This is a genomic window from Actinoplanes regularis, from assembly GCF_900188005.1.
Classification (GTDB): Bacteria; Actinomycetota; Actinomycetes; order Mycobacteriales; family Micromonosporaceae; genus Actinoplanes; species Actinoplanes regularis.
Genome location: NZ_FZNR01000001.1, coordinates 588,608 through 610,765, shown reverse-complemented (window position 1 = coordinate 610,765; position 22,158 = coordinate 588,608). Strand labels below are relative to the sequence as shown.

General features: G+C 65.6%; 11 protein-coding genes. 10 read left to right on the top strand and 1 reads right to left on the bottom strand.

Translation table 11 applies throughout. The features are described 5' to 3' along the window. Nucleotides 1-189: 189 nt before the first annotated feature. The 7 genes from CHC09_RS02595 (at nucleotide 190) to CHC09_RS46090 (ending at nucleotide 18,418) form a co-directional block, all read left to right on the top strand. A complete protein-coding gene (locus tag CHC09_RS02595; protein ID WP_089291288.1) occupies nucleotides 190-528 on the top strand; it encodes a hypothetical protein in 339 nt (112 codons plus the stop codon). Nucleotides 529-1,332: 804 nt separating this feature from the next. Beyond that, nucleotides 1,333-7,626, top strand: coding sequence for an RHS repeat-associated core domain-containing protein (locus CHC09_RS02590; protein ID WP_307833920.1), 6,294 nt, complete (start codon nucleotides 1,333-1,335; stop codon nucleotides 7,624-7,626). 158 nt (nucleotides 7,627-7,784) lie between these two features. After that, on the top strand, nucleotides 7,785-8,747 hold the full coding sequence (locus tag CHC09_RS02585; protein ID WP_089291286.1) for a hypothetical protein: 963 nt from the start codon (nucleotides 7,785-7,787) through the stop codon (nucleotides 8,745-8,747). A gap of 26 nt (nucleotides 8,748-8,773) precedes the next feature. Then, entirely contained in the window at nucleotides 8,774-9,220 is a 447-nt protein-coding gene (locus CHC09_RS02580; protein WP_089291285.1) for a hypothetical protein, read from the top strand. A gap of 70 nt (nucleotides 9,221-9,290) precedes the next feature. Continuing rightward, nucleotides 9,291-9,668 (top strand): Imm32 family immunity protein, encoded by a 378-nt coding sequence (locus tag CHC09_RS02575; RefSeq protein ID WP_089291284.1) that lies wholly within the window; start codon nucleotides 9,291-9,293, stop codon nucleotides 9,666-9,668. A 757-nt stretch (nucleotides 9,669-10,425) separates the two neighbouring features. Next, nucleotides 10,426-18,024, top strand: a complete 7,599-nt coding sequence (locus CHC09_RS02565) for a LamG-like jellyroll fold domain-containing protein (RefSeq protein ID WP_179276923.1) — start codon at nucleotides 10,426-10,428, stop codon at nucleotides 18,022-18,024. Between the two features lie 220 nt (nucleotides 18,025-18,244). After that, nucleotides 18,245-18,418, top strand: a complete 174-nt coding sequence (locus CHC09_RS46090; protein ID WP_179276922.1) for a hypothetical protein — start codon at nucleotides 18,245-18,247, stop codon at nucleotides 18,416-18,418. A 137-nt stretch (nucleotides 18,419-18,555) separates the two neighbouring features. Here the strand turns inward: CHC09_RS46090 and CHC09_RS02555 are convergent, their stop codons facing one another. Next, nucleotides 18,556-20,076, bottom strand: coding sequence for a cell wall anchor protein (locus tag CHC09_RS02555; protein WP_143232192.1), 1,521 nt, complete (start codon nucleotides 20,074-20,076; stop codon nucleotides 18,556-18,558). Nucleotides 20,077-20,490: 414 nt separating this feature from the next. Between CHC09_RS02555 and rsmD the strand changes: the two genes are divergently transcribed. The 3 genes from rsmD to CHC09_RS02540 all read left to right on the top strand — a co-directional run bounded on the left by rsmD (nucleotide 20,491) and on the right by CHC09_RS02540 (nucleotide 22,122). Further along, the gene (gene rsmD / locus CHC09_RS02550; RefSeq protein ID WP_089291281.1) at nucleotides 20,491-21,054 is read left to right on the top strand and encodes a 16S rRNA (guanine(966)-N(2))-methyltransferase RsmD; all 564 of its coding nucleotides are present in this window, start codon (nucleotides 20,491-20,493) and stop codon (nucleotides 21,052-21,054) included. Then, complete coding sequence (gene coaD / locus CHC09_RS02545) at nucleotides 21,051-21,530, top strand: pantetheine-phosphate adenylyltransferase (RefSeq protein WP_089291280.1); 480 nt, start codon at nucleotides 21,051-21,053, stop codon at nucleotides 21,528-21,530. The genes rsmD and coaD overlap by 4 nt, the downstream gene beginning before the upstream one ends. 94 nt (nucleotides 21,531-21,624) lie before the next feature. Further along, nucleotides 21,625-22,122, top strand: a complete 498-nt coding sequence (locus CHC09_RS02540; RefSeq protein WP_089291279.1) for an SPFH domain-containing protein — start codon at nucleotides 21,625-21,627, stop codon at nucleotides 22,120-22,122. Nucleotides 22,123-22,158 lie beyond the last annotated feature (36 nt).

Below are 22,158 nucleotides of genomic sequence, written 5' to 3'. Positions count from 1 at the left end.
GTCGAAGGCGGCCCGATCGTCACCGCCGAGGATCAGCAAGGAGCATGGGACGAGCACTGCGCGGTGGTCAAGGACGGTATGGGGGGGTATGGCGGTTTTACCGGAAAAGAGGGCATGTCAATGGATGCGTACCGCTCACAGCGGACATACAGTGAATGGCTGAAGTTCACGCCGGTCAAGTGATCTGCCATGACCCTGACCGAGTTGTGCTTTCATCTCCGGAAACGGCGCCGAATGTATCTCTTGGACGATCGATTCGCCACGGCGGTTGCCTTCGTGGAGGGCTTCAACACTGCACTCGACGGAGCGCCGTTGGCCGGATTCCAGGATTATGTCGCGGATCGGATCCTCGGCCGCAGGTCATCGCTCCATTGGTCATACATCGTGGGCTCCTTGGAATTCCCTTCGCTCCTGGAGGGCGAACTCGGGATCGACCAGATCCCGATCGGATCGGGGCCCGAGGTCACGGAACTTCTGGTCGATCTACTGGAAGACTTCCAGGCGCGAGGTGCAGCCTCCGGGGGCTGAGGGAACAGGATGCAGGAATGAGATTGATGATCCATCAGGCCGTGCACTATTCGGCCGCATAGCCCAGATTCCGCGAGGTGACACCTGGCCGATGGCTGGGTGTCACCTCTTCACCTGTCAGAGGGATGTCGGCAGGGACAAGAGAAGTGCACCCCGTGATCCACGGGGTGCACTTCTTCTGATCAGCGCAGGTGTGGTCAACAGGGGCATGAGCCGAGGAGTGGGTCGAAGCCCAGCCCTCGGCCGGTCGTTGTTACGGATGGATCGGGCGGCGGGGGATGGCGGCGAGTTAGGCCCACCCGGCGCATCGTGTTGTGATGTATATCACTTTCGAGTGTTGAAGTTGCTGGCTGTAACAATGCGCTCGATGGTTCGACGCCTGTCTTGGCGTGCTGTGAAGCCTCTTCGGATAGGCGCATGCCCGTGACCAGCTGCTACAGCGCGTCACGGCTCGGCGGCGGGCGGCCTTGACGAGGGCTTCCCAGTGGTGATCTTGGATCCGTAAGGTCATCGATCGTTCAGGAGTTTTCGCTCTACGGGGGAGCGTTGATGAGTGCTGCTGTCGTGTCGTTTCGCCGCCGCACGGCCACCGCGAGTTCGGTGGCATCGCTGAGTGCGAACTCGTCTTGATGACCTCCCTGGCTTATTCCCGCTAACTCGCCCTTCTGCGACCTGGCGTCGACCTGCCATTCGGCCCCTCGCCGTCATCGCCTCCTGATCCATCGGGTGAGCAACCGCCGAGGGTTGGCCAGAATGCCGGCCTTCAGCGAGCGCCCGTCACTCCCCCCGAATCTGGAGTCTCACGTGTTTTCCTCCGCGCCCGCTGGATCACCTTCGGTAAGGAGATCCCATTTCAAACGACGTACCTCGGTCCTGGCGGCGAGCCTTGCCGTCACCCTGCTAGGCGGATTCGCGCAAGCGCCTGATGCGTGGGCGGCGAAGCCGAAGCCATACACGCCGTCATCGGCGAAGCCGGTCCCGACGGTGGCGGTGCGGGCCGCGAAGATCGCATCGGAACCGCTTGCCAAGCAGTGGCGGCAGGCGTCGGCACGTCCTGCCCCGAGCTGGCCGAAGGCCGCCGGTGAGGTGATCGATGTGCCAGCGGCGGGGAAACCCGTCGTGGCCTCGGGTGTCCTCCCGATCCGGGTGGCGCGTCCGGCGAAGGGCGCGGCGTCGCGGGTGCGCGCGGAGGTTCTCGACCGTACGACCACTGACCGTGCCGGCGTCCACGGCGTGCTCATGCGCCTGGACCGGGCAGACGGGGTCGCGGTTGCGGGCAAGGCGAAGGTGATCGTCGACTACAAGTCCTTCGCCAACGCCTACGGCGCGGACTGGTCGAGCCGGCTTCGGCTGGTGACGCTGCCGACGTGTGCGTTGAACTCTCCGGAAAAGAAGGAGTGCGCGGCTGCTCCGCTGAAGTCGGAGAACGATGTGGCGGCCCAGACGGTCTCGGCGGAGGTCCCTGTCTCGGGTGTGTCGACATTGATGGCAGCCACTGCGGCCCCTTCGGGGCCGGCAGGAGACTACTCGGCTACATCTCTGAACGCATCGTCCAGCTGGTCTGCCGGTGGCAGCACGGGCGCCTTCACCTGGTCGTATTCGATGCAGGCTCCGCCGTCGCTCGGCGGGCCGGCACCGCATCTCGAGCTCGGATATTCATCGCAGTCGGTCGATGGCCGGCACGCGGCTTCGAACAATCAGCCCTCCTGGATCGGCGAGGGCTTCAGTGCGACCTTCGGCGGCTTCCTCGAACGTCGCTATCAGACCTGTGCCCTCGACATGGACGGCGATGCCAACAATGCCGAGAAGACCGGTGACCTGTGCTGGGAGACCGACAACGCGGTGCTGTCGCTGTCAGGTCATGCCGGCGAGCTGATCTACAACTCGACCGAGAAGCGTTGGCACCTGCGCGGTGATGACGGCACGCGGATCGAGCGCAAGACCGGCGCGAGCAACGGCGACAACGACGGCGAGTACTGGGTCGTCACCACCACCGAGGGTGTGCAGTACTGGTTCGGCGTCAATCGTCTGCCGGGCTGGAGCAGCGGCAAACCGTTGACGAATTCGACGTTGACGGCGCCGGTGTTCGGTAACGACCCGGGCGAGCCATGCCATGCGACGGCGTTCTCCGACTCGGATTGCACGCAGGCCTGGCGCTGGAATCTCGACTACGTCGTCGACCTGTCCGGTAACTCCATGTCGTACTGGTACACGAAGGAATCCAACAAGTACGGCCGGAACATGAAGGCCGACGACGCGGCGGGGTACGACCGGGCCGCGTGGCTCGATCACGTCGACTACGGCACGAGGCGAATCAGTGGTGTCGACTCGGCGCTCAACACACTGGCACCGATGCGGGTCGACTTCGCTGTCGAGGACCGCTGCCTGAACGACTGTGGGGCCCACGACGCGACCCACTGGCCGGACGTTCCATGGGACCAGTCGTGCACCGGAGATTCATGTAAGGACCAACTCCAGCCGACGTTCTGGAGTACCAAGCGTCTGGCGAATGTCACCACCCAGGTACGTGACGGCACCGCCTACCGGAGCGTCGAGAAGTGGACGCTGACCCACACCTTCCCGGACCCGGGTGACGGCACCCGCGCCGGCCTGTGGCTCTCCAAGCTGTCACGTACGGGGCTGATCGGGACCAATGTCTCCGTGCCGGATGTGGAGTTCACGCCGGTGCAGATGCCGAACCGGGTGGACGCGACCGGGGACTTCGCGGCAGCAATGAACTGGATGCGGATCTCCCGGATCCGTACCGAGGCCGGCGGGTCGATCAGTGTCGTGTACTCGGAGCAGGACTGCAAGGCCGGCGAGACGATGCCGAACCCGGCGACCAACACCCGTCGCTGCTATCCGGTGCGCTGGATTCCGGAGGGCTATAAGGATCCGGTCACGGACTGGTTCAACAAGTACGTCGTGACCACGGTCTACGAGAACGACAACACCGGTGGCGCGCCGCCGATGGGCAGCCCGCGAGTGGTCTACAAGTACGACTACTACGACGGCGCGGCCTGGCATTACAACGACGACGACGGCCTGATCCAGAAGAAGTACAAGACCTGGTCGGACTACCGCGGCTACGGCCGGGTCGGGGTCACCGTCGGCGACGCCGGAGACAAGCAGTCCTACACCGAGACCCGCTATTTCCGGGGCATGAACGGCGACCGGCTCAACGCCGATGGTGGCGTCAAGGAGGTGAGCGTCGACGGCATCGCTGACGACGACTGGTTCGTCGGGATGACCCGTGAGACCAAGATGCTGAACGGGTCGGTCGGAGCGGTAGTCACCCGCCAGTTGTATACACCTTGGGCGTCGTCGGCGACTGCCACCCGTACCCTCAACGGTGACACGGTTACCGCCCGATTCGTACGAGTGGGTACGGTCGCGAACCATGTCGCCCTCGACGGCGGCCGTGGTGAGCGGGTCACCAAGTCGGTCAACACCTACGACGGCTACGGCATGGTGGTTCAGGTCGACGACCTGGGCGAGGACGGTGTCGCCGGCGACGAGCAGTGCACCAAGACGAGCTATACCCCGCGGAACACCACCGCCTGGCTTCTGAGCCGGGCACACAAGGTGCAGACGTACGCGGTCAAGTGCGCGGACACCGGCGGCACCTTGACCGAAGAGGATGTCGTCGGCGAGGTCCGGACCAGCTTCGACGGTCAAACCTACGGAACGGCTCCGACCAAGGGCCTGGCCACACAGAGCCAGACGATGGTGACCTGGAACAGCGGTGCGCCGACTTTCTCCGTCGTCGGTAAGACGGGCTACGACGTTCACGGCCGAGTCACCTCGTCCACCGATGCGATGGGCGCGACCAGCACGACGGCGTACACACCGGCAACGGACGGTCCGGTCACCTCGCGGCTCGTCAAGAATCCGCTGCTGCACGAGAGCACTGTGGTCGTCGACCCGGCGTGGGGGTTGACCACCTCGACCATCGATCCCAACGGTAAGCGCACCGATGTGACCTATGACGGGTTGGGGCGTCTGACCGCCGTGTGGAAGCCGGGCCGGACCAAGGGCGTGGACTCCGCGAGTGCGACGTTCGCATACGACATGCGCACCGACGGGCCGAGTGTCGTCAAGAACTCCACCCTCAACGCGGTCGGCAAGTACGTCACGTCATTCCAGCTCTACGACGGTCTGCTCCGGCCGCGGCAGGTGCAGGCACCCTCGCCCTCCGGGGGACGGATCATCTCAGAGTCGTTCTACGACTCGGTCGGCCGAAAAGCACTGCAATTCGACAGCTACCACGCCGACGGAGAGGCAAGCGGAACGCTGCTCGCCACCACCGACCGGGCATTTGTGCCGCGGCAGACCCGCATGATCTACGACGGTGTCGGCCGGGTCGTAGCCAGTGTCTTCCAGCCCTACGGCGTGGAGCGTTGGCGCACGACGACGGCGTACGGCGGCGACAGGACGGACGTCACCCCGCCGGCTGGAGGCACCGCCACCTCCACCGTTGTCGACGCGCGTGGTCGTGCCATCGAACTTCGCCAGTATCGCGGGGCCGCGCCGACGCCCGCCGTCGCGGGCACCTGGGACGCCGCGACGTATGAGTTCGACCGCAGAGGCAACGAGACGAAGGCCGTCGACACCCTTGGTGACGAGTGGACCTACAGGTACGACGTTCGAGGACGCAAGGTCGAGGTCCGCGACCCGGACAAGGGCGCGAACACGTTCACCTATGACAACGCCGGCAATGTTCTTACGTCGACCGATGCGCGTGGCAAGACGGTCGCTTATCAGTACGACACGCTCGGTCGTAAGCGCGCCGTCTACGACGACAAGGTCGGCGGCACGATGCGAGCCCAGTGGATCTACGACACGATCGCGAAGGGGCATCTGTCGCAGTCGACCCGGTTCGTCGGTTCCGCCGCGTACCAGGCGAAAATCCTTGACTACAACGACCGCTACCAGCCGGGCAACACGCAGGTCATCATCCCGGACACCGAAACTGGGCTGGCCGGCACATACAACTACAACGCCACATACAACAGCGATGGCTCGCTCAAATCGACCAGTCTGCCCGGCACGAACCTTGACCTGCCGGCCGAGACACTCAGCATCGGCTACAACGATTTCGGGGAAGCGACCACCCTCGACAGCCTGTACGGCAGTCAGAACCTGCGCTATGTGGTCGGCACCGACTACAACGCGATCGGTGAACTCGACCAGATCAAGCTTTACACCGGCTCGAGTGAAGGTGGCCGGGTCTACTTCAAGTACACCCGAGAGGCGGAGACCGGCCGGGTAACCGGGATCCGTACAGACCGGGACTCGGTCGCGCCGTACATGCTCGGGGACACTAGCTACACCTACGACGACGCCGGCAACATCACCGAGGTAGCCGACGCGGCCCCGGACCCGGTCGATGACACCCAGTGCTACACCTATGACAATCTGCGTCGGCTGACCCAGGCCTGGACGCCGGCCGGTGGCGACTGTAAGGCGGAACCTTCGGCCGGAGCGCTCGGCGGTCCAGCACCGTACTGGTACAGCTGGCAGTTCGACAAGATCGGCAATCGCACCGAGCAGGTCGAGCACGCCGCTGCCGGTGACAGCGTCACTCGATACCAGTACCCCGTACCCGGTGCGGCTAGTGTCCGGCCGCACGCGGTGACCGGGACCACCGGGGCACAGGCCGGCGACTACACGTACGACGCCACCGGCAACATGCTGACCCGGCCGACCCGATCCTCCGGCACCCAGACGATGACCTGGGACCCGGAGGGGCATCTGGACACGGCGACCGACGTCGCCGGGAAGACCAGCTACGTCTACGACGCGGACGGCAACCGACTGATCCGTCGGGATCCGGCCGGTAGCACGCTTTACCTGGCCGGCCAGGAGATTCGCTACACGAAGACCAACGCGACCACAACTGGTACTCGCTACTACACGTTCGGCGGTGCGGTAGTCGGCTCCCGGGTCAGCGCGAAGCTGACCTGGCTGTCACCCGACCATCAGGGCACGGCCTCGATCGCGATCGACTCAACCACGCAACAGGCCACCGTCCGGCGGCAGACGCCGTACGGCACTCCCCGCGGTGCCCAGGTGGCGTGGCCCAATGACCGGGGACTGGTGGGAGGTGTTGAGGACAACACCGGTCTGCTTCATCTCGGCGCCCGGGAGTATGACGCGTCGCTCGGCAGATTCATCTCTGTCGACCCGGTTCAGGACCTCGCCGATCCGCAGCAGTGGAATGCCTACAGCTACGCGGGAAACACCCCCATAAGTCAGAGTGACCCTACTGGCCTTCGTGGCGACGACGCCTATTACGGTCCGAGCGGCGCGGCGACCAAGGAGAACGAAGCGGATCCCGTTGCCGCGGGGGTCAACAATGATGAGGCGAAGCGGGAAGCTGATGCGGAGAACAAGAGAAAGAAAATTTCGGCGGAGGAGTTGAACGACTACAGCACCCGACACCGGGCAGCGCAGAAACAACTCCGTGATTTCATCCAATTCGCGCATCCGACGTGGTATGTCAGAACCGAGTGGCACATTCCCGGTGCCACCAAGTATTCGAATAAAAATCAGCCTGGGTACGCCGACGTAATGGCGTACGACCCGGATACCGAGACGTTCTATATCTGGGAAGTAAAACATGTCGGCGGTAACCCCGTGCCGGCGCCCGGCACCGGTGAGTACAAGGCGCCGAGCGAACTGGAGCATTATATTGAACAATTCAGGGCAAACACCAGGCATGAGGTGAAAATTGAGCCTGGGGAGCGGCTTCCCTACCGGCTCAGTCAGCCGGATCCGGTCACTAAGGGCAAAACACTATGGACCAGCTCTTCCGAGAACGAGGGGCGACCGCCCAACTACCAGGGAGTCGTCATCTACTGGACGACGAACAGAAAAAAGGAAGACTCGACGTTCAATGAGCCGTACGCGACCATGGGCCAGATGCGGGAAGAGTCCTGGAGGAGGCAGAACGAGTTGACTCAGCAGCCGTCGGCGGCGGCTCCCAGCGCCCCGTCCAACTCTTTCGATAACCCGCCGAATCCTCTCGACTGGTTGCTTCCTGTTTCAGTTTCACCTGGCTTCCGAATGCCCCTCAGGCCCGTGCTTATCCGCTAACCTGTCGGCGAGTTGATCGCTGCCTCCGGCGCCCAGGCGGCACGGCCCCGGGCGCCGGACCTTCCATGATCCAGGCTGATCGGGAAGATTAGGATCTGCAATGGCTCGCGTCAGCTGTCGATCTCGAGCTGGAGGCACAGCGAAGGAGTATGCGAAACATGGATTTCTTTCCCGGGCCGAAGGCCCCGATCGACCACAGCCTTGACATCCAGCTGAACGTTGATGGCTCGGCTGAACGGCTCGCCCAGTTGGCCTACCACTGGATCGACCACCTACTCACCGAGGTGGCTGGCGATGCCCGTGCGCAACTGGCCGGTTTGCCGGCGTTGCCCTCGGCGGCCATGAAAGCCCTAGGGGTGGGGGACCTGTTCGGCCTGGTCACGGTGACCAGGCCGAACCCTGCCGGTGGCATGGCCCGGGAGAAGACGCGGACCTTGTCGGTGAAGGGTCTGCAGTGGCTACGGAGCGAGTTGGCGGACACACCGCCGAACTGGGTTCGTCTGGAAACCGGGCGGATCGACGAGTTTGGTGGCCTGGTGGGCGGTGACTTCAGCGCGTCGATCCAGACCTACGATGAGTCTCCAGGGTGGATGCAGCTGCAGGCCGCGGTCCGCGCCTCACGCTTCACGGACCCCGCGCAAGGCTCTCAGGCCCAGCGTCGCTGGCTTGACGCCGTGCGCGCGTACGCCGAACACGCAAATCCAGGTTTCGGGCAGGTCGGCTACCACTATTACGCGGGTAAGACCGTACTCGAGCAGCACACCGACCATCGGGTTGCCGGTCTTCGGCGGGTGGAGCCGCGCTATGCGATCGGTTCATGCCGAGATTGGCTTCGTGGGTACTCGTGGCTGACCCTTGTTCCCGGAGACCTCACCGAAAAGGTCGGTGGGTCCGGGGGGCTCGGCGCGACCGGCGCCTTCGTCGAGGTGGCTCAGCTGGGCGACGGCGGCATGTGGCTACTGGCGACAAATGACTTCCGTGACTATCTACCCGAGAAGGCGGCGGAGGTTTTCCACGCCCTGGCCCCGATCCTGCCTCCGGGAATGCCGGTGCAGGCCGCGCCCTCGCTCGTCGCGCCCCCCGCGCTTCTCGTATACGAGGACCCGAGTGTTTCTCGATAGCCGGGTCGGACGGAGAGGACGCGGCGATGGGTGCGTCGGGTTGGCACTACTTCACTGACTACGAGCCCGACCTCCGTGTTGTCCTCGATCGGCTTCATCGGCAGGCCTTCGGAGCTGGTGAGTACTACTGGCCGGACGACGATGAGGACGACAGCTGGGAGCCGGTCCGACCGGCGACTCTAGAACGGCTTCTGGCCGATGCGGCCGTAGCCAGCACCGGGACGCACTCGGTGCTGGACATCGTACGGGTTGTCGCTCCAGGAGAGTCCGACGGCTTCGGGACGTTGCGTCACCTCATGCCGGAAGAAGTGCATCGATTGTTCGGTACGGCCATGCCCACCCGTGAGCAGTTCCTGCATCGGTTGAGCACCTTAGGCGACTTCGGTCAGCGGTGGAGCGGTTACTGCGTGGTGCTCGACAACGGGGTGGGTGGGATGCGACAGCTCGCTGTTTGGGGATATTCCGGGGACTGACGGATCCGGGCCGCAGGCGTGTCTGGCCGAGCCTTCTGTGATGCATCCGAAGTTTGGCTGAAGGGGGAGTATGCGCGTCTCGGTGGGGGACAAGACTGGCGAGATCGAGTTGTGCGGAACTTCGTCGGAGCTGGCCGGTTTGGCGGAGAGGCTGCTGTCCGGCGAAGGTTCTGTCGCGCTCGCGACTGAGGGCGATCCGTCACCTTACAGCCGATTTCTTTCCAGCCTCAGGTTTGTTCCGGAGGCGGCTCCGGTGGTGATCCGCTGGATCGTGGAGAGTGACTCTCTCGAAATTCGAGGGGGTGGCGCCCATCTCGAATTGTTCGCATCCAACCTCAAGGATTTCGCGGAGGAAGCCGCGCCGTCGGATCACACGCACGTGGAGTATTGCGATCGTGGATACCTGGCCGAGGAGTCGGAGGCCTTGGTGGTGACCTTCTGCGATTGACCCGGTGCGTCAACTTCAACCCGGAGCCTGCGAGGCCAACGACGCCTTGCAGGGTGTGAGGCCGGAGGCGGGATCATCGCCCCGGTCACCGTTGATCTGTCAGGGAAATGTCCGCAGGCACGAAAGAAGCGCACCCGGCGATCCGCAGAGCGCGCTTCTTTCGATCAGCTGGGGTGGAACCAATAGAGGAATGGTTCTATGTTTGGGTCGAAACCCACTCCCCTGATGGTTGTCATTATGGACCCTCTGCACGTCGGTTCCCGTAGGGCCCCGAGGGCGGCGTCGCGATGACGGCCGAGGTCTCGGTCGGAACATCGTCGAGTTGGTACCAAAGTAGTTGTCGTCGGTGCCGGTGGTCGCGAGACCGAGGTGCTGCCGATTGGGGAGGCCGTCCGGCTGGGCGGCGGCCGTCGCAACGATCCCGTGCTGTTCTGATGGGAAGTTTTCGCAGGTGAGCGACCAGCGCGCAGGGGTGGCGGCCGTTTGAGCTGGTCGCGGGGTAGCCATGATGATCTTGAAAATCTAAGATTGTCATTGGTTTCGATCAAGCCCATAAATGAAGAGGGAATCGATGTATTTTGTCGACGTCCGCCGAAGATTGGCCGCCATGTGCGCGGTCACTCTGGTGGCGGCAGGTATACAGGTGGCCACCGGCGCGGATGCCGCCGTGGCGGCGCCCCCGAAGAACGGGAGCTGCGCACCCGAACAGACGGACGGAGCGGTGGCCGGCCGAGCGGCGCGGGACTGCGGGAGGCGTGTGGAGATCCTCGCCGAGCGCACCGAGTCCTCGCAGACATTCGCCAACCCGGACGGCACGCAGACCGTGGAACAGTCGGTCGAGCCGGTCCGGGTGCGTCAGGGCGACACCTGGGTGCCGGTGGACACGACGCTGAAGGTCACCTCGGCCGGTGTCGTGCCGAAGGCCGCGGTGCTGCCGATGACCTTTTCCGGCGGCGGTGACTCGCTGCTCGGCAAACTCCGCGACGGCAAGCGCGAACTGGGCCTCAACTGGCCCGGCAAGCTGCCGAAGCCGGTGCTGGACGGCTCGACCGCGGTCTATCGGGAGGTGCTGGCCGGCGTGGACCTGCGGGTGACCGCCACCGCCACCGGCTTCTCCGAGGTGCTGGTGGTGCGCGACCGCAAGGCCGCGGCCAACCCGAAGCTGAAGGCCCTGAAGCTGGGGCTGGCGGCCAAGGGCCTGAAGGTGAGCGCTGCCGCCGGCGGTGGGTTGGTCGGCAAGGACCCGGCCGGCGCCCAGGTGTTCAACGCTCCCGCGCCGCTCATGTGGGACTCGGCCGGTCCGGTGGACACCCCCGCCGGGGCGTCCGGGGGCGAGGCCACCAAGAAGCCGGCCACGGTGCAGAAGAGCGATCAGGTCGGGAACGAGCGCAGTTCCGGCAAGGCCCGGCGCTCGGTGATGCCGCTCCGGGTGGCCGGCAACGCGGTGACGATCACGCCGGATCAGAAGATGCTGGCCGACCCGACGACCAAGTACCCGGTCTACATCGACCCGTCCGTCACCGGAGGGTTGTCCGGCAACGCCTGGACGTCGGTGTGGAGCAAGTACCCGACGAAGTCGTTCTGGCAGAACAGCACGGCGCTGACCGACGGCAAGCTGACCGGTTCGGCCGGGGCCGGCCGGACCGAGGACTGCACCGGCTGCTCGGACTACATCGTCCGGTCGTTTTTCCGGATGGACACGAGCAAGGTGGTGGGCACTGACGTCAAGTCCGCGGAGTTCCGGATCGAGCAGCGCTGGGCCTGGACGTGTAACCCGTCCACCAACGCGAAGGTCTGGCGCACCGGCACCATCTCGTCGTCGACCACCTGGAACAACCAGCCGACCTGGTACACCGCCAACACGGCGCAGGCCAAGGGCAACCACAAGTACGGCGCGATCCACGGCTGCCTCGGCCCCGGCACGCTCGAGTTCGACGTCTCGAAGCTGGTCGACGGCTCGGCGAGCACGCTCACCCTCGGCATGAAGGCCATCGATGAGGGTACGACCAGCCAGTGGAAGCGGTACGACCCGTCGACCGCGAAGCTGGTGGTCACGTACAACCAGAAGCCGAACGCGCTGCGGGACCTGAAATCGGACGGTAGGGCCTGCGCCACCGGCACCGCCCGGCCGTACGTGCTCTGGACCTACCCGGTGAAGCTGACCGGCACCCAGTCGGACCCGGACACCAGCCAGCAGAACCTGACCACCTCGTTCTACTGGTGGGCCAGGGGCTCCGCGCGTAGCGAGACCAACAAGGTGTCGCAGTCGAACGGCAACCCCGGACCGGTGGTCGGCAACATCCCGTCCGGCAAGTTGGTCGACGGCTCCACCTACGTGTGGCAGGCCAAGACCAGTGACGGCAGCCTGGACACCTGGTCGGGTCTCTGTGAGTTCACCGTCGACGAGACGCCGCCGCCCACGCCGGGCGTGATCAAGTCGACGTCGACCAGCTACACCTCGTCGACGACGCCGAGCGGCGGGCCGGGGATCACCGGCACGTTCTCGGTCGCGGCGCCGACGACGCGGCCTGAGGAGGTTCTGCAGTACGCGTGGTCATTGGACTCCGGCGAACTGTGCACCACCGCGGCGAAGGTGAACGCCGACGCCACCACGCACGGTGGTGCGATGTCCGTGACGCCGGTCAAGGACGGCATCAACACGTTGCGAGTGTGGGCGATCGACCGGGCCAGCCGGTGTTCGGCGACTCCCGCGACATACGTGTTCAGCGTGAAGGCGAACGGTCCCGCCGGGCACTGGACGTTCGGTGAGGCGGACGGCACGACCACGGCCACCGACATTAGCAACCACGGCAACACCCTCACCCTGGGCGGCGGCGCCACCCGGTCGACCGGTCGGAGCGGTGACGGCACTGCCCTGTCCTTGAACGGGACGAGCGGGTTCGCGGCCAAGTCGACCCCGGCCACCTATCCGCACCCGGATACCGGTGCGACCATGACGATGCGGACCGACAGCACGTTCACGGTGACCGCGCGGGTCAAACTGACCGCTACCGGTGGCACCGGCCAGCGCGTCGCGGTCGCCCAGGGCGGCAGCCGAACTTCGGCGTTCACGCTGGGCTACTCCGCCGGCGACAACAAGTGGCGCTTCGCGATGGCGGGAACGGACACCGACGGTGTCGCCTATGTCCAGGCGTTGTCGACCGCTACGGCGACCGCCGGCAAGTGGGTGCATCTGGCCGGGGTCTACGACTCCTCGACCAAGAAACTGACCCTGTACGTCAACGGTGTGGCACAGCCGACGGCGACGTTGACCGGTGGGTTCAACGCCGCTGGCGCGCTGACCATCGGCAAGAGCAAGGTGAGCGGCGCCGACAGTGGCTTCTTCAACGGCGACGTCGACGACGTGCGGGTCTACGCGTTCGCTGAGGCCGCAGCCAAACTGGCCGACATGGCCCTGCCGATGCAGCCCGCGATCTCCTTCCCGAACGGGTCGGAGGCCCCATCCGGTGGCAGCCTGAGGGTCAAGCTCGACGCCGGCGGTGACACCAACGTCACCAAGTTCAAGTACAGCATCGGCGACACCAGCCTGGGCAACACGGTCAATGCCGCCACCGCCGGTGGCAGCGCGACCGTCGACGTTCCGGTCGGCACCATCACCGGCGATCGGCCGTTCTACGCGGTGTCGGTCGACGACGGCGCGCGGGTCGGGCCGTGGAATCAGGGGCAGCTCACCGTCTTCGGGGCGAGCCTGTCCGGTTCCGTGCTGGATACGAACTGGCTCGGTGCCGCCGGCGCCACAGTCACCCTGCAGCCCGGCGGCTACACCACGACCACCGACGCCGCCGGCAGCTACGTCTTCGCCAACCTGCCGCCAGGCAACTACTCGGTGAGCGCCGGTTCCGGTGGCCGGTGTGGCATGGCCGGCAACCAGTCCTACCTGGTCGACAAGCAGGGCTTGTACCTGCAGTTGTACCTGTACCGGATCAAGGACAAACTCGGGCAGACCTGTATCGAGCGGACCGCCAGCTTCGCCACCGGCACCACCGTGTTGCCGCTGACGGGCGACGACGCGGTCACCACGGTCACCCTGCCGTTCTCGTTCCCGTTCTACGGCAGCGCCTACCGGACGGTCTGGGTCGACACGAACGGCGTGCTGTCGTTCGCCAACCCGGGTGGCTCGTACCCGTACCTCGGCTCCGGCGACTTGACGACCATGGCGGGGCAGAACCCGGTGATCGCCCCGTTCTGGGACGACCTGGTCGTCGACGCCTCGGCCAGTGTGCGGACCGCTGTCTCCGGCAGTGGCTCCACGCAACAGGCCGTCGTGGAGTGGCGCAATGTCTACCGCAAGGGCAACACCGCGCAGCGGCTCAGCTTCGAGGTGACGCTGGGCTTCGACGGTTCCGTCACCACCAACTACAGCGGCCTGGACAACGCGACCGAGCAGGGCGACAACGCCCTGGTCGGGATCGCTGCGCCGACCGAGGAGGACGGATTCACCTACTCGACCGGCGACCCGGTGCTGGCCAACGGCAGGGCGATCGTGTTCACCCGCCCCGACTCCGCCGGCATGCTGGAGGTGCACAACCTGTCCGGCACCCTGACCGGGACGGACGGCAAGCCTATCGGTGGCGCGGTCGTCAAGCTCGACCCGAGTGGTTTCACGGCCACGACGGCGGCGAACGGCGCGTACAACTTCACCGGTCTGGTGGCGGACAGCTACCGGGTCACCAGCACGCCGGGCGGCCGGTGCGCGCTGCTGGCGGACAGCCAGGTGCAACTCGACGCCGATGTGGTCCGTGATCTGCGACTGGCGCCGGATTACGGCGCCTTCGGGTATGCCTGCAGCATCGGGGCCGACCAGTACGTTCCCGCGTCGACCGTGCTTCCCGTGACGGGCAGCCAAGGGGAGTACAACGCCCCGCTGAACTTCCCGTTCCCGGTGCTGTACCACGGTCAGACCTACAGCACGGCCACGGTCGGCGTGAACGGTCTGATCATCATGGGTGGCGGACCCGAGGAGGACAGCTACGCCAACGGACCGATGCCCTCGACGGAGACTCCGAACGCGGTGATCGCGCCGTACTGGGATCAGGTCAGCAGGCTGGACCAGAGCACCATCCGCAGCGAGCTGATCGGCACGGCGCCGAACAGGTCCTTTGTGGTGGAGTGGCGTGACGTCAGCATCGACTACCCAACGCCGAGCACCTTCGAGGTGATCTTCCGCGAGGACGGGCGAATCGTCTTCGAGTACGCATCCCTGGTTGCGAACGGTGAGCGGGGGAACGCCGCGTCCATCGGGCTGGAGAGCGCCTCTGGCTCGGCCGCGGCCGTCTACTCCTACAACGAGGCGTCGCTGACCACGCAGTCGTCGATCACCTGGACGCCAGCGGCGGCCGGTACGATCGGCGGAACGCTGACGACCGCGGTCACCGGCGCTCCGATAGCCGACCACGAGATCACCCTGGAGCCGGGTGGCAAGAAGGTGACTACGGACGCCGACGGTAACTACCAGTTCACCGGCGTGCCGGTCGGCGAATACATGGTGACGGCGGCCGGCGTGGGCGATTCGTGCTCCGGCCAGTATGCGTCCGACCTGGTGCAGCATGTGGTGCGGGACACCCGGACCGACCTGTCGTTGATGCTGGCGGGCGACGGACTGGGTTACACGTGCACCGTCGGAACGGGGTCCTTCGCCGACGGCGAGACCCTGCAGACGTTCGGGTCCACCGAAGCTGCCGAGTACTCCTGGAGGGCGACGACGCCGTTCCCGATCAAGCTCTATGGGGAGTCGTACACGAAGGCCCTGGTGGGCGAGAACGGCGCGGTTTCGTTCCGGGATGCCTGCTGTGTGATGCCGTTCAACTATCCGGTGCCAACAGGCAACCCGTCCGACGTGCAGGGTGACGTGTTCGCTTTCTGGGACGACTGGGAGGGCGACACGAACTCGGTGATCTCGACGAAGTCCAGTGGGACGGCCCCGAACCGCAGCTGGATCGTCGAGTGGGACAACGTCTATCTCGACGAAGATCCGTCGGCGCGGGTGAGCTTCCAGGCGGTGTTCACGGAGAACGGCGAGATCACGCTGAACTATCGCGACATCGATCCGGCCAGCCCGGCGGAGCAGGGCAGCACCGGCAGCATCGGCATCGAGGACGCCACCGGCTCGATCGGCTATCGGTACCTGTTCCACCGGGCCGCGCTCAGTGAGGGTCTCAGCGTGACCTATCACCCGGGTGAGCCCGGCCAGGGCAGCGTCACGGGTCTGGTGTCCTGCGCGGGCGGGGCGGCGGAGGGGGTAGCCGTCACGGTTGCCGGTCAGTCGACGACCACCGCGGCCGACGGTAGGTACCGGTTCGACGGGGTGCCGGCGGGTACCTGGCAGGTGATCGCCACCGATTCGGGGCAGACCTGCCTGGGCTCGGTCGCGCAGACCGTGGCCGTCAGCACGAATGCTCAGGGCGCGGCCGATTTCGCGTTGACCGCGAGGCCGGCTGTCGGCAGCTACACGATGTCCGAGCAGCCGATCGACTACACGTCGCTGGACGACGACGCCACCAAGCTGGCGATCAGCGGTGACGACGACTTCATGTCGATCAAGCTGCCGTTCCGGGTCCAGCTCTACGGCGAGTTGTACGGCTCGGGTTGGGTGGACAGCAACGGCTACATTGCCTTCGCGGACCCCGAGACGTCGAAGGTCGGCTATAGCGGCATCCCCACTCCTGGCGCGGAGAGCGGTCCGAACGCGGCCGTCTACCCGCTCTGGAGCGACTGGGTGGTGGATGACGAGGCCGCGGTGCGGACCGCGACTCGTGGCGAGGCGCCGAACCGCCAGTTCGTCGTCGAGTGGAAGAACGTGTACCAGTACGGCGACATCTCGGTCCGGACCAGCTTCCAGGTGATCTTCAACGAAGCTGGCGGGTACGACTTCGTCTATGCCCCTGGTGACGACACCTTCATCCGCAGGGGCGGCGCGTCCACGATCGGTATCGAGGACGCGGACGGCCTCATCGCGATGCAGTACAGCTCCATGCAGCCGGTCTTGCGGCCGGGCACGGGCGTGCACATCGAGTCGCACCTCGCCACAGCTCCGATCGCGGCGTGGCAGCTGGACGAAGGCACGGGCAGCACGGCGGCGGACACCGGGCCGACCGGCGACCATCCCGCGACGCTCACCGGCGTCACCTGGTCGGCCGCTCGGCGGGCGGGCGGCAAGGCGGCGACGTTCAACGGCACCTCGAGTTACGCCGAGACCACTCTGAAGCTGGACACCAGCCAGAGTTTCACGGTGTCGGCGTGGGCCCGGTTGACCGACAAATCGGCTGACCGGACCATCCTCACCCGGGACGCCAGCGGCAGCGCGTCGCTGTACTTCCAGTACCAGAAGTCCACGGACCGGTGGCTCGCGCAGATGCCGTCGGCCACCTCGGGCAGCGGGGTCACCTGGTGGAACGCCTACTCCGCAGCGGCGCCGCAGGCCGGCGTGTGGACCCACCTCGCCGCGGTCTACAACGCGGGGACGAAGGTCCTCACCATCTACGTCAACGGCCGGGCCGAGGGGAGCGTCGCCGACGTCACCCCGTTCAACGACCCGGCCGGCGCGACGTGGATCGGCCGCGGTGGCTCGACCTGGTTCGCCGGCGACCTCAGCGAGGTCAAGCTGTGGGACCGGGCCGTCGATATGACCGAAGTGGTGCACCTGGCCCGTAGCGGCTGGGGCACCCCCGAGGTCGCGACTTGGCTGATCGATAATTCAACGATCGGCACGTATAACGACAGTATCGACACTAGTCACGGTTACGGGAGCCCGCGGAAGCAGTATTGGCTCGACTTTCACAACGCGGTGCTGGGCCAGGGCCGGCGAGCGGACACGCAAGCGGCGGTCTTCACCAAGATCCGGGAGTTGAGCAACGCCAGCGCCGTCACCTTCCTGCCGCTCAACACGACGAAGAGTTTCACCATCACCATGTGGACTCGTCTGGATAAGCTGGACGGCGATGCGATCGCGCTCCAGCGCGAACTCATCAGCCAGGACAACCCGTCGGTGGAGGTCAGGTACCAGAAGTCGACGAACCGTTGGGTCGCCAGCATGGCGTCGACTCCGATGGGCACGCCGACCTGGTTCACCGTGACGTCTACGGTGGCTCCGCAGGCCGGCGCCTGGACGGAATTGACGGTGACGTACGACGCCGAGTCGAAGACTCTGGCTCTCTATGTCGACGGCAAGAGCGAGGGCAGTGTGGCCGGCGTCACGCCGTTCACCTCGAGCGAGACGTACCTTGAATTCTGCTCGGACACCCCCGGCGACGGGTACAGCGGTGCCCTCGACGAAGTCCACATGTGGGATCGGGCGCTGACGCCCAATGAGGTCGGGGTTCTACGGACCACCGACTGATCGATTCAGCAGTGAGCCGAGGGCCGGGCACTTGCCCGGCCCTCGGTGCGTCTCTCATTCATGATCATCTGACAGCCGAACCTCACGACGCCGAACCGGTTGAGGCGTCACTGAACATGGCCGCCACCCGGGGTGACACCGTGGACGGGGTGATCTTCACTGCGACCGCGGCAGCCAAGATACGTCCGAGGCCTACGAGAAGGCGTGCCGGTGACTGGGTGTGCTGCAGTCGATGGGCCGGGCCGGCTCCGCCCTCGACAACGCCGCTGCCGAGGCCTTCAACTCCGCTGTCAAGGTCGAGTACATCCACCAGCGCCGGTTCGTCATCCGGCACGAGGCCCCGGCTGAAGGTCTCGACCTGGATCGTCGACTTCGGAGGTCGCTCCGAAGCTGATTCGGCTGATGGGGCCGCTTACTGCGGGCACATCCGCGCCATTCGGCAGTCTCCCGCGAACCGGATCCACAACGAAAAGGCGCGCCGACCTTTCGGTCGGCGCGCCCCTTCAGTTCAGTGCGCTGTAGCTGCCGCTATCAGGCGGTGAACTTGGTCTTGCGACGGCGAGCGATGAAGAACATCGCCATACCGCCACCGAGCAGCAGAACCGCGATGCCCGCGATGCTGCCGGCAGCGGCACCGGTCACCGGCAGGGACGGCTCGTCGCTGGCCACCGGGGTGGTGGAGGGCGACGCGGTCTCGGTCGGGCCACACTCGATGTCCTTGACCGCGACCTTCAGCGGCTCCAGGTTGAGGCCCTCGAAGGCCACCGTGGCGAACTTGACCTCGGTCAGCTTGAAGGTCACCTTCTCCTCGGAGTCGGCCTTGACCGTGACGGTCTTGGTCTCTTCGCCGTAGGTCACCTTGGCGGTCACCGGGGTGACGTCCTTCGGGTTGTCGATGACGACCGAGACGTCGGTGCAGTCGTTCTGGATGGTGACGGCCGGCGGGGCGCAGTCCTCGGGACGGCTCCAGCTGTACGTCTTCGTTTCGAGCCCGTCGGCGCTCACGGTCACGTCACCGGCGCCGGCCGGGATGATGAGGGACTCGGACTTGCCGGGGGCGACGTTCACGATCTTGGTGGTCTCGCCGTACTTGACGGTGAAGTCGACCGCGTACTTGCCCAGCTCACCGGTGTTGGTGAGGTTGATCGCCTGCTCGCCGATGCAGTTGGGGACGGTGGTGACGGCCGGGGTGGTGCAGGCCTTGGTGCCGCCGTTGTACCAGCCCTGCGGGCCCTTGGAGCGCGAGCCGAGGCCGGTGTCGCTGCCCAGCTTGGTGTTGCCGTAGCGGGCGCCGTCCTTCTCCATCGGATTGATGATCTTGGCGCCGAAGAACAGGTCGACCTGGGTGTTGCAGTCCGGCGCCGCGACTTCCAGCGTGATGGACCGCTTCTGGTCCGTGATCGTGTCGGTCTGGCTGTCGTACTGGTACTGCGGCCAGTTGTCGCCGTTGTTGTCGTTCGGCCTCGGCGCGAAGTAGGAGACCAGGGTGACCGGCTCCTCCTGGCAGAGCTTGGACTTCTCGTCCAGGGTTACGACGGCCTTCCACTTGCCGTCGACCAGCGCGAACGTGTGGTTGAACTCGGTCTTGCTGGCCTCACACGTGGTTTCCGTGTCGGTGCAGCCCTGGACGAGCTTAACGGTTTCCGTGTCGTCCGACTTCTCGGTGAAGCCGTCCTTCGCCCAGGACGCCCGGAAGGAGAGGGTGGCCTCAGTGCCACTGTCGATCTTCTGGGTGAAGACGACCGTGCCCCACTCCTTCCAGCTCTTCGCGGCGGGCACCACGTAGCCCTCGGTGAGTTCGTGGCCGTTCTCGTCGACCGGCTTGGTGCCGTTCGCCGGGATCACCAGCTTGTTCAGCGTTGCGGGGGTCCCGAAGTCGTTCTTGATCGTCCAGGTGACGAGGTTCTTACCGTCGGTGCTGCACACCGTAGAACCCTTGAGTGTGGCGTCGTGGGCGCTGGCGGGGGTGGCGATGGCCACGACACCCGTCAGACCGACCACCGCTCCCGCGAGGAGCGTTGCGGTACGGCGAAGTGATGACTTGATTTTCACGCCTTCTCCTGCGGAGGGGAACAGGGGGACTCACAGGAAGAGAGACGGAGACGGCTGTGGATAGCAGCCGGTCTACGACGACACCTCCCCGCGTCGTCGTGTCGGCGGCGTACCGACGACACAGCGGCGTTGACCTTAGTCACGTCCCACGCCCGGCGAAACACTTAAGCGCGCTCCAAGGGTGTTGATGCGCATCTGAGATCTTCAGTCGACGGTATGGAATCTTGCGAATGCGCTGAGTGCCCAAACAAGCCCGCAAGTGTGGTGAAATCGCACGGCGGTGACCAATGCCCGAGGACCCCATGGGACGGTTCATAGTGGGCGCCGGGAGTGGCCCCGGGAGAGTTCCGCGTGGGCCGGGCCGGCTCTGGCGTAGCGTCTTGCTGTGCTTGTGAAGAACTACGGCCGGCGCCGATGACCAGGATCATCGCCGGTGCCCACGGCGGCCGGCGGCTGCACACCCTCTCCGGCCCGCAGACGCGACCCACATCGGACCGGGTCCGGGAGGCGTTCTTCAGCGCCCTGGATTCGATGACCGATCTGTCCGGTGCGCGGTTCGCCGACCTGTACGCCGGATCCGGCGCGGTTGGCCTGGAAGCGTTGTCCCGCGGGGCAGATCACACTCTTCTGGTCGAATCGGACGCCAGGGCGGCCAAGGTGGTCCGCGACAATGTCGTGGCACTGAAAGTAGGCGCGGCCGCACGCCTGGTGACCGGGAAGGTGTTGCAGGTGCTCGCCACTCCGCCGGGCGGTGAACCGTACGACGTGGTCTTCGCGGATCCGCCCTACGCGGTGGGTAACGACGAGATGGACACTCTGCAACGAGAGCTGCTCACTAACGGGTGGCTGGCCCCGGAGGCCGTGGTGGTGTTCGAGCGTTCCACTCGGACAGAGCCGTTGAGCTGGGTGGATGGTCTGGTCGGGGACCGCACCCGGCGCTACGGCGAGACCACACTTTGGTACGGTCGCCGATCATGAGACGAGCTGTGTGTCCCGGCTCCTTTGATCCGGTCACGAACGGTCACCTCGACATCGTCGGGCGGGCCAGCCGGCTGTTCGACGAGGTGATCGTCGGGGTTCTGATCAACCAGTCGAAGACCGGGATGTTCCCCGTCGAGGAACGACTCGAGATGCTCAGCGAGGTGACCGCCCCGTACAAGAACGTCCGGGTGATGTCCTTCCATGGGCTGCTGGTCGACTTCTGTCGCGACCAGGGTGCCGAGGTCGTGGTCAAGGGCATACGCGCGGTGAGCGACTTCGACTACGAGCTGCAGATGGCGCAGATGAACATCGGGCTCTCCGGTGTGGAGACTCTGTTCATGCCGACCAACCCCCTCTATTCGTTCCTCTCTTCCAGTCTGGTCAAGGACGTGGTCAAGTGGGGTGGCGACGCCTCGGCGTACCTGCCGGACCCGGTGCTGGCACGGCTGGTCAACCGGCTGAAGCAGAATTAGGAGCCACCGGCGCGCCGAAACCAGGCGGGGCGGCGGCACAGTAACGTGATCGCACCACGCTGGGTGGCGGTTCGACGACGGGAGTGAGAAACCGGTGGATCCGCTCGACCGTATCGACGAGCTCATCGAGATCGTCCAGGACGCGCGTTCGGTTCCGATGTCCCGGACGAACTTCATGTTCGATCGGGCCGAGATGATCGAGCGGTTGGAGGAGCTCCGCGCCGAGCTCCCCTCCGAGCTGCGCAAGGCCGCGGCGGTCCTGGACGAGCGGGACCGGATCGTCGATGCCGGCCGCCGGGAGGCGGACCGGATCATCAGCGAGGGTGAGGCCGAACACACCCGCCTGGTCTCGGTCAACGAGATCACCGTCTCGGCGGAGCACGAGGGCTCCCGGATCATCGCCGAGGCGCGGACCGAGGCGCAGCGCCTGCGGGAGGAGGTCGACGACTACGTCGACACCGCGCTGGCTAACTTCGAGCAGTTCCTGACCCGGGCGCTGGCATCGATCGAGCGGGGCCGTGACAAAATGCACGCACTCCGCGAGATCGGTAATTTCCAGGGTGAGGACGCGGAGCGCCCGCTGCCCTTCTGACCGAAACCGCTCCTGGCGAACGTGGGGTCGATTCGA

Bases quoted from the DNA above. Each gene is read 5' to 3' on its own strand.
- CHC09_RS02585 (WP_089291286.1), top strand. From the start codon at position 7,785: ATGGATTTCTTTCCCGGGCCGAAGGCCCCGATCGACCACAGCCTTGAC.
- CHC09_RS02575 (WP_089291284.1), top strand. From the start codon at position 9,291: ATGCGCGTCTCGGTGGGGGACAAGACTGGCGAGATCGAGTTGTGCGGA.
- CHC09_RS02580 (WP_089291285.1), top strand. From the start codon at position 8,774: ATGGGTGCGTCGGGTTGGCACTACTTCACTGACTACGAGCCCGACCTC.
- rsmD (WP_089291281.1), top strand. From the start codon at position 20,491: ATGACCAGGATCATCGCCGGTGCCCACGGCGGCCGGCGGCTGCACACC.
- CHC09_RS02595 (WP_089291288.1), top strand. From the start codon at position 190: ATGACCCTGACCGAGTTGTGCTTTCATCTCCGGAAACGGCGCCGAATG.
- coaD (WP_089291280.1), top strand. From the start codon at position 21,051: ATGAGACGAGCTGTGTGTCCCGGCTCCTTTGATCCGGTCACGAACGGT.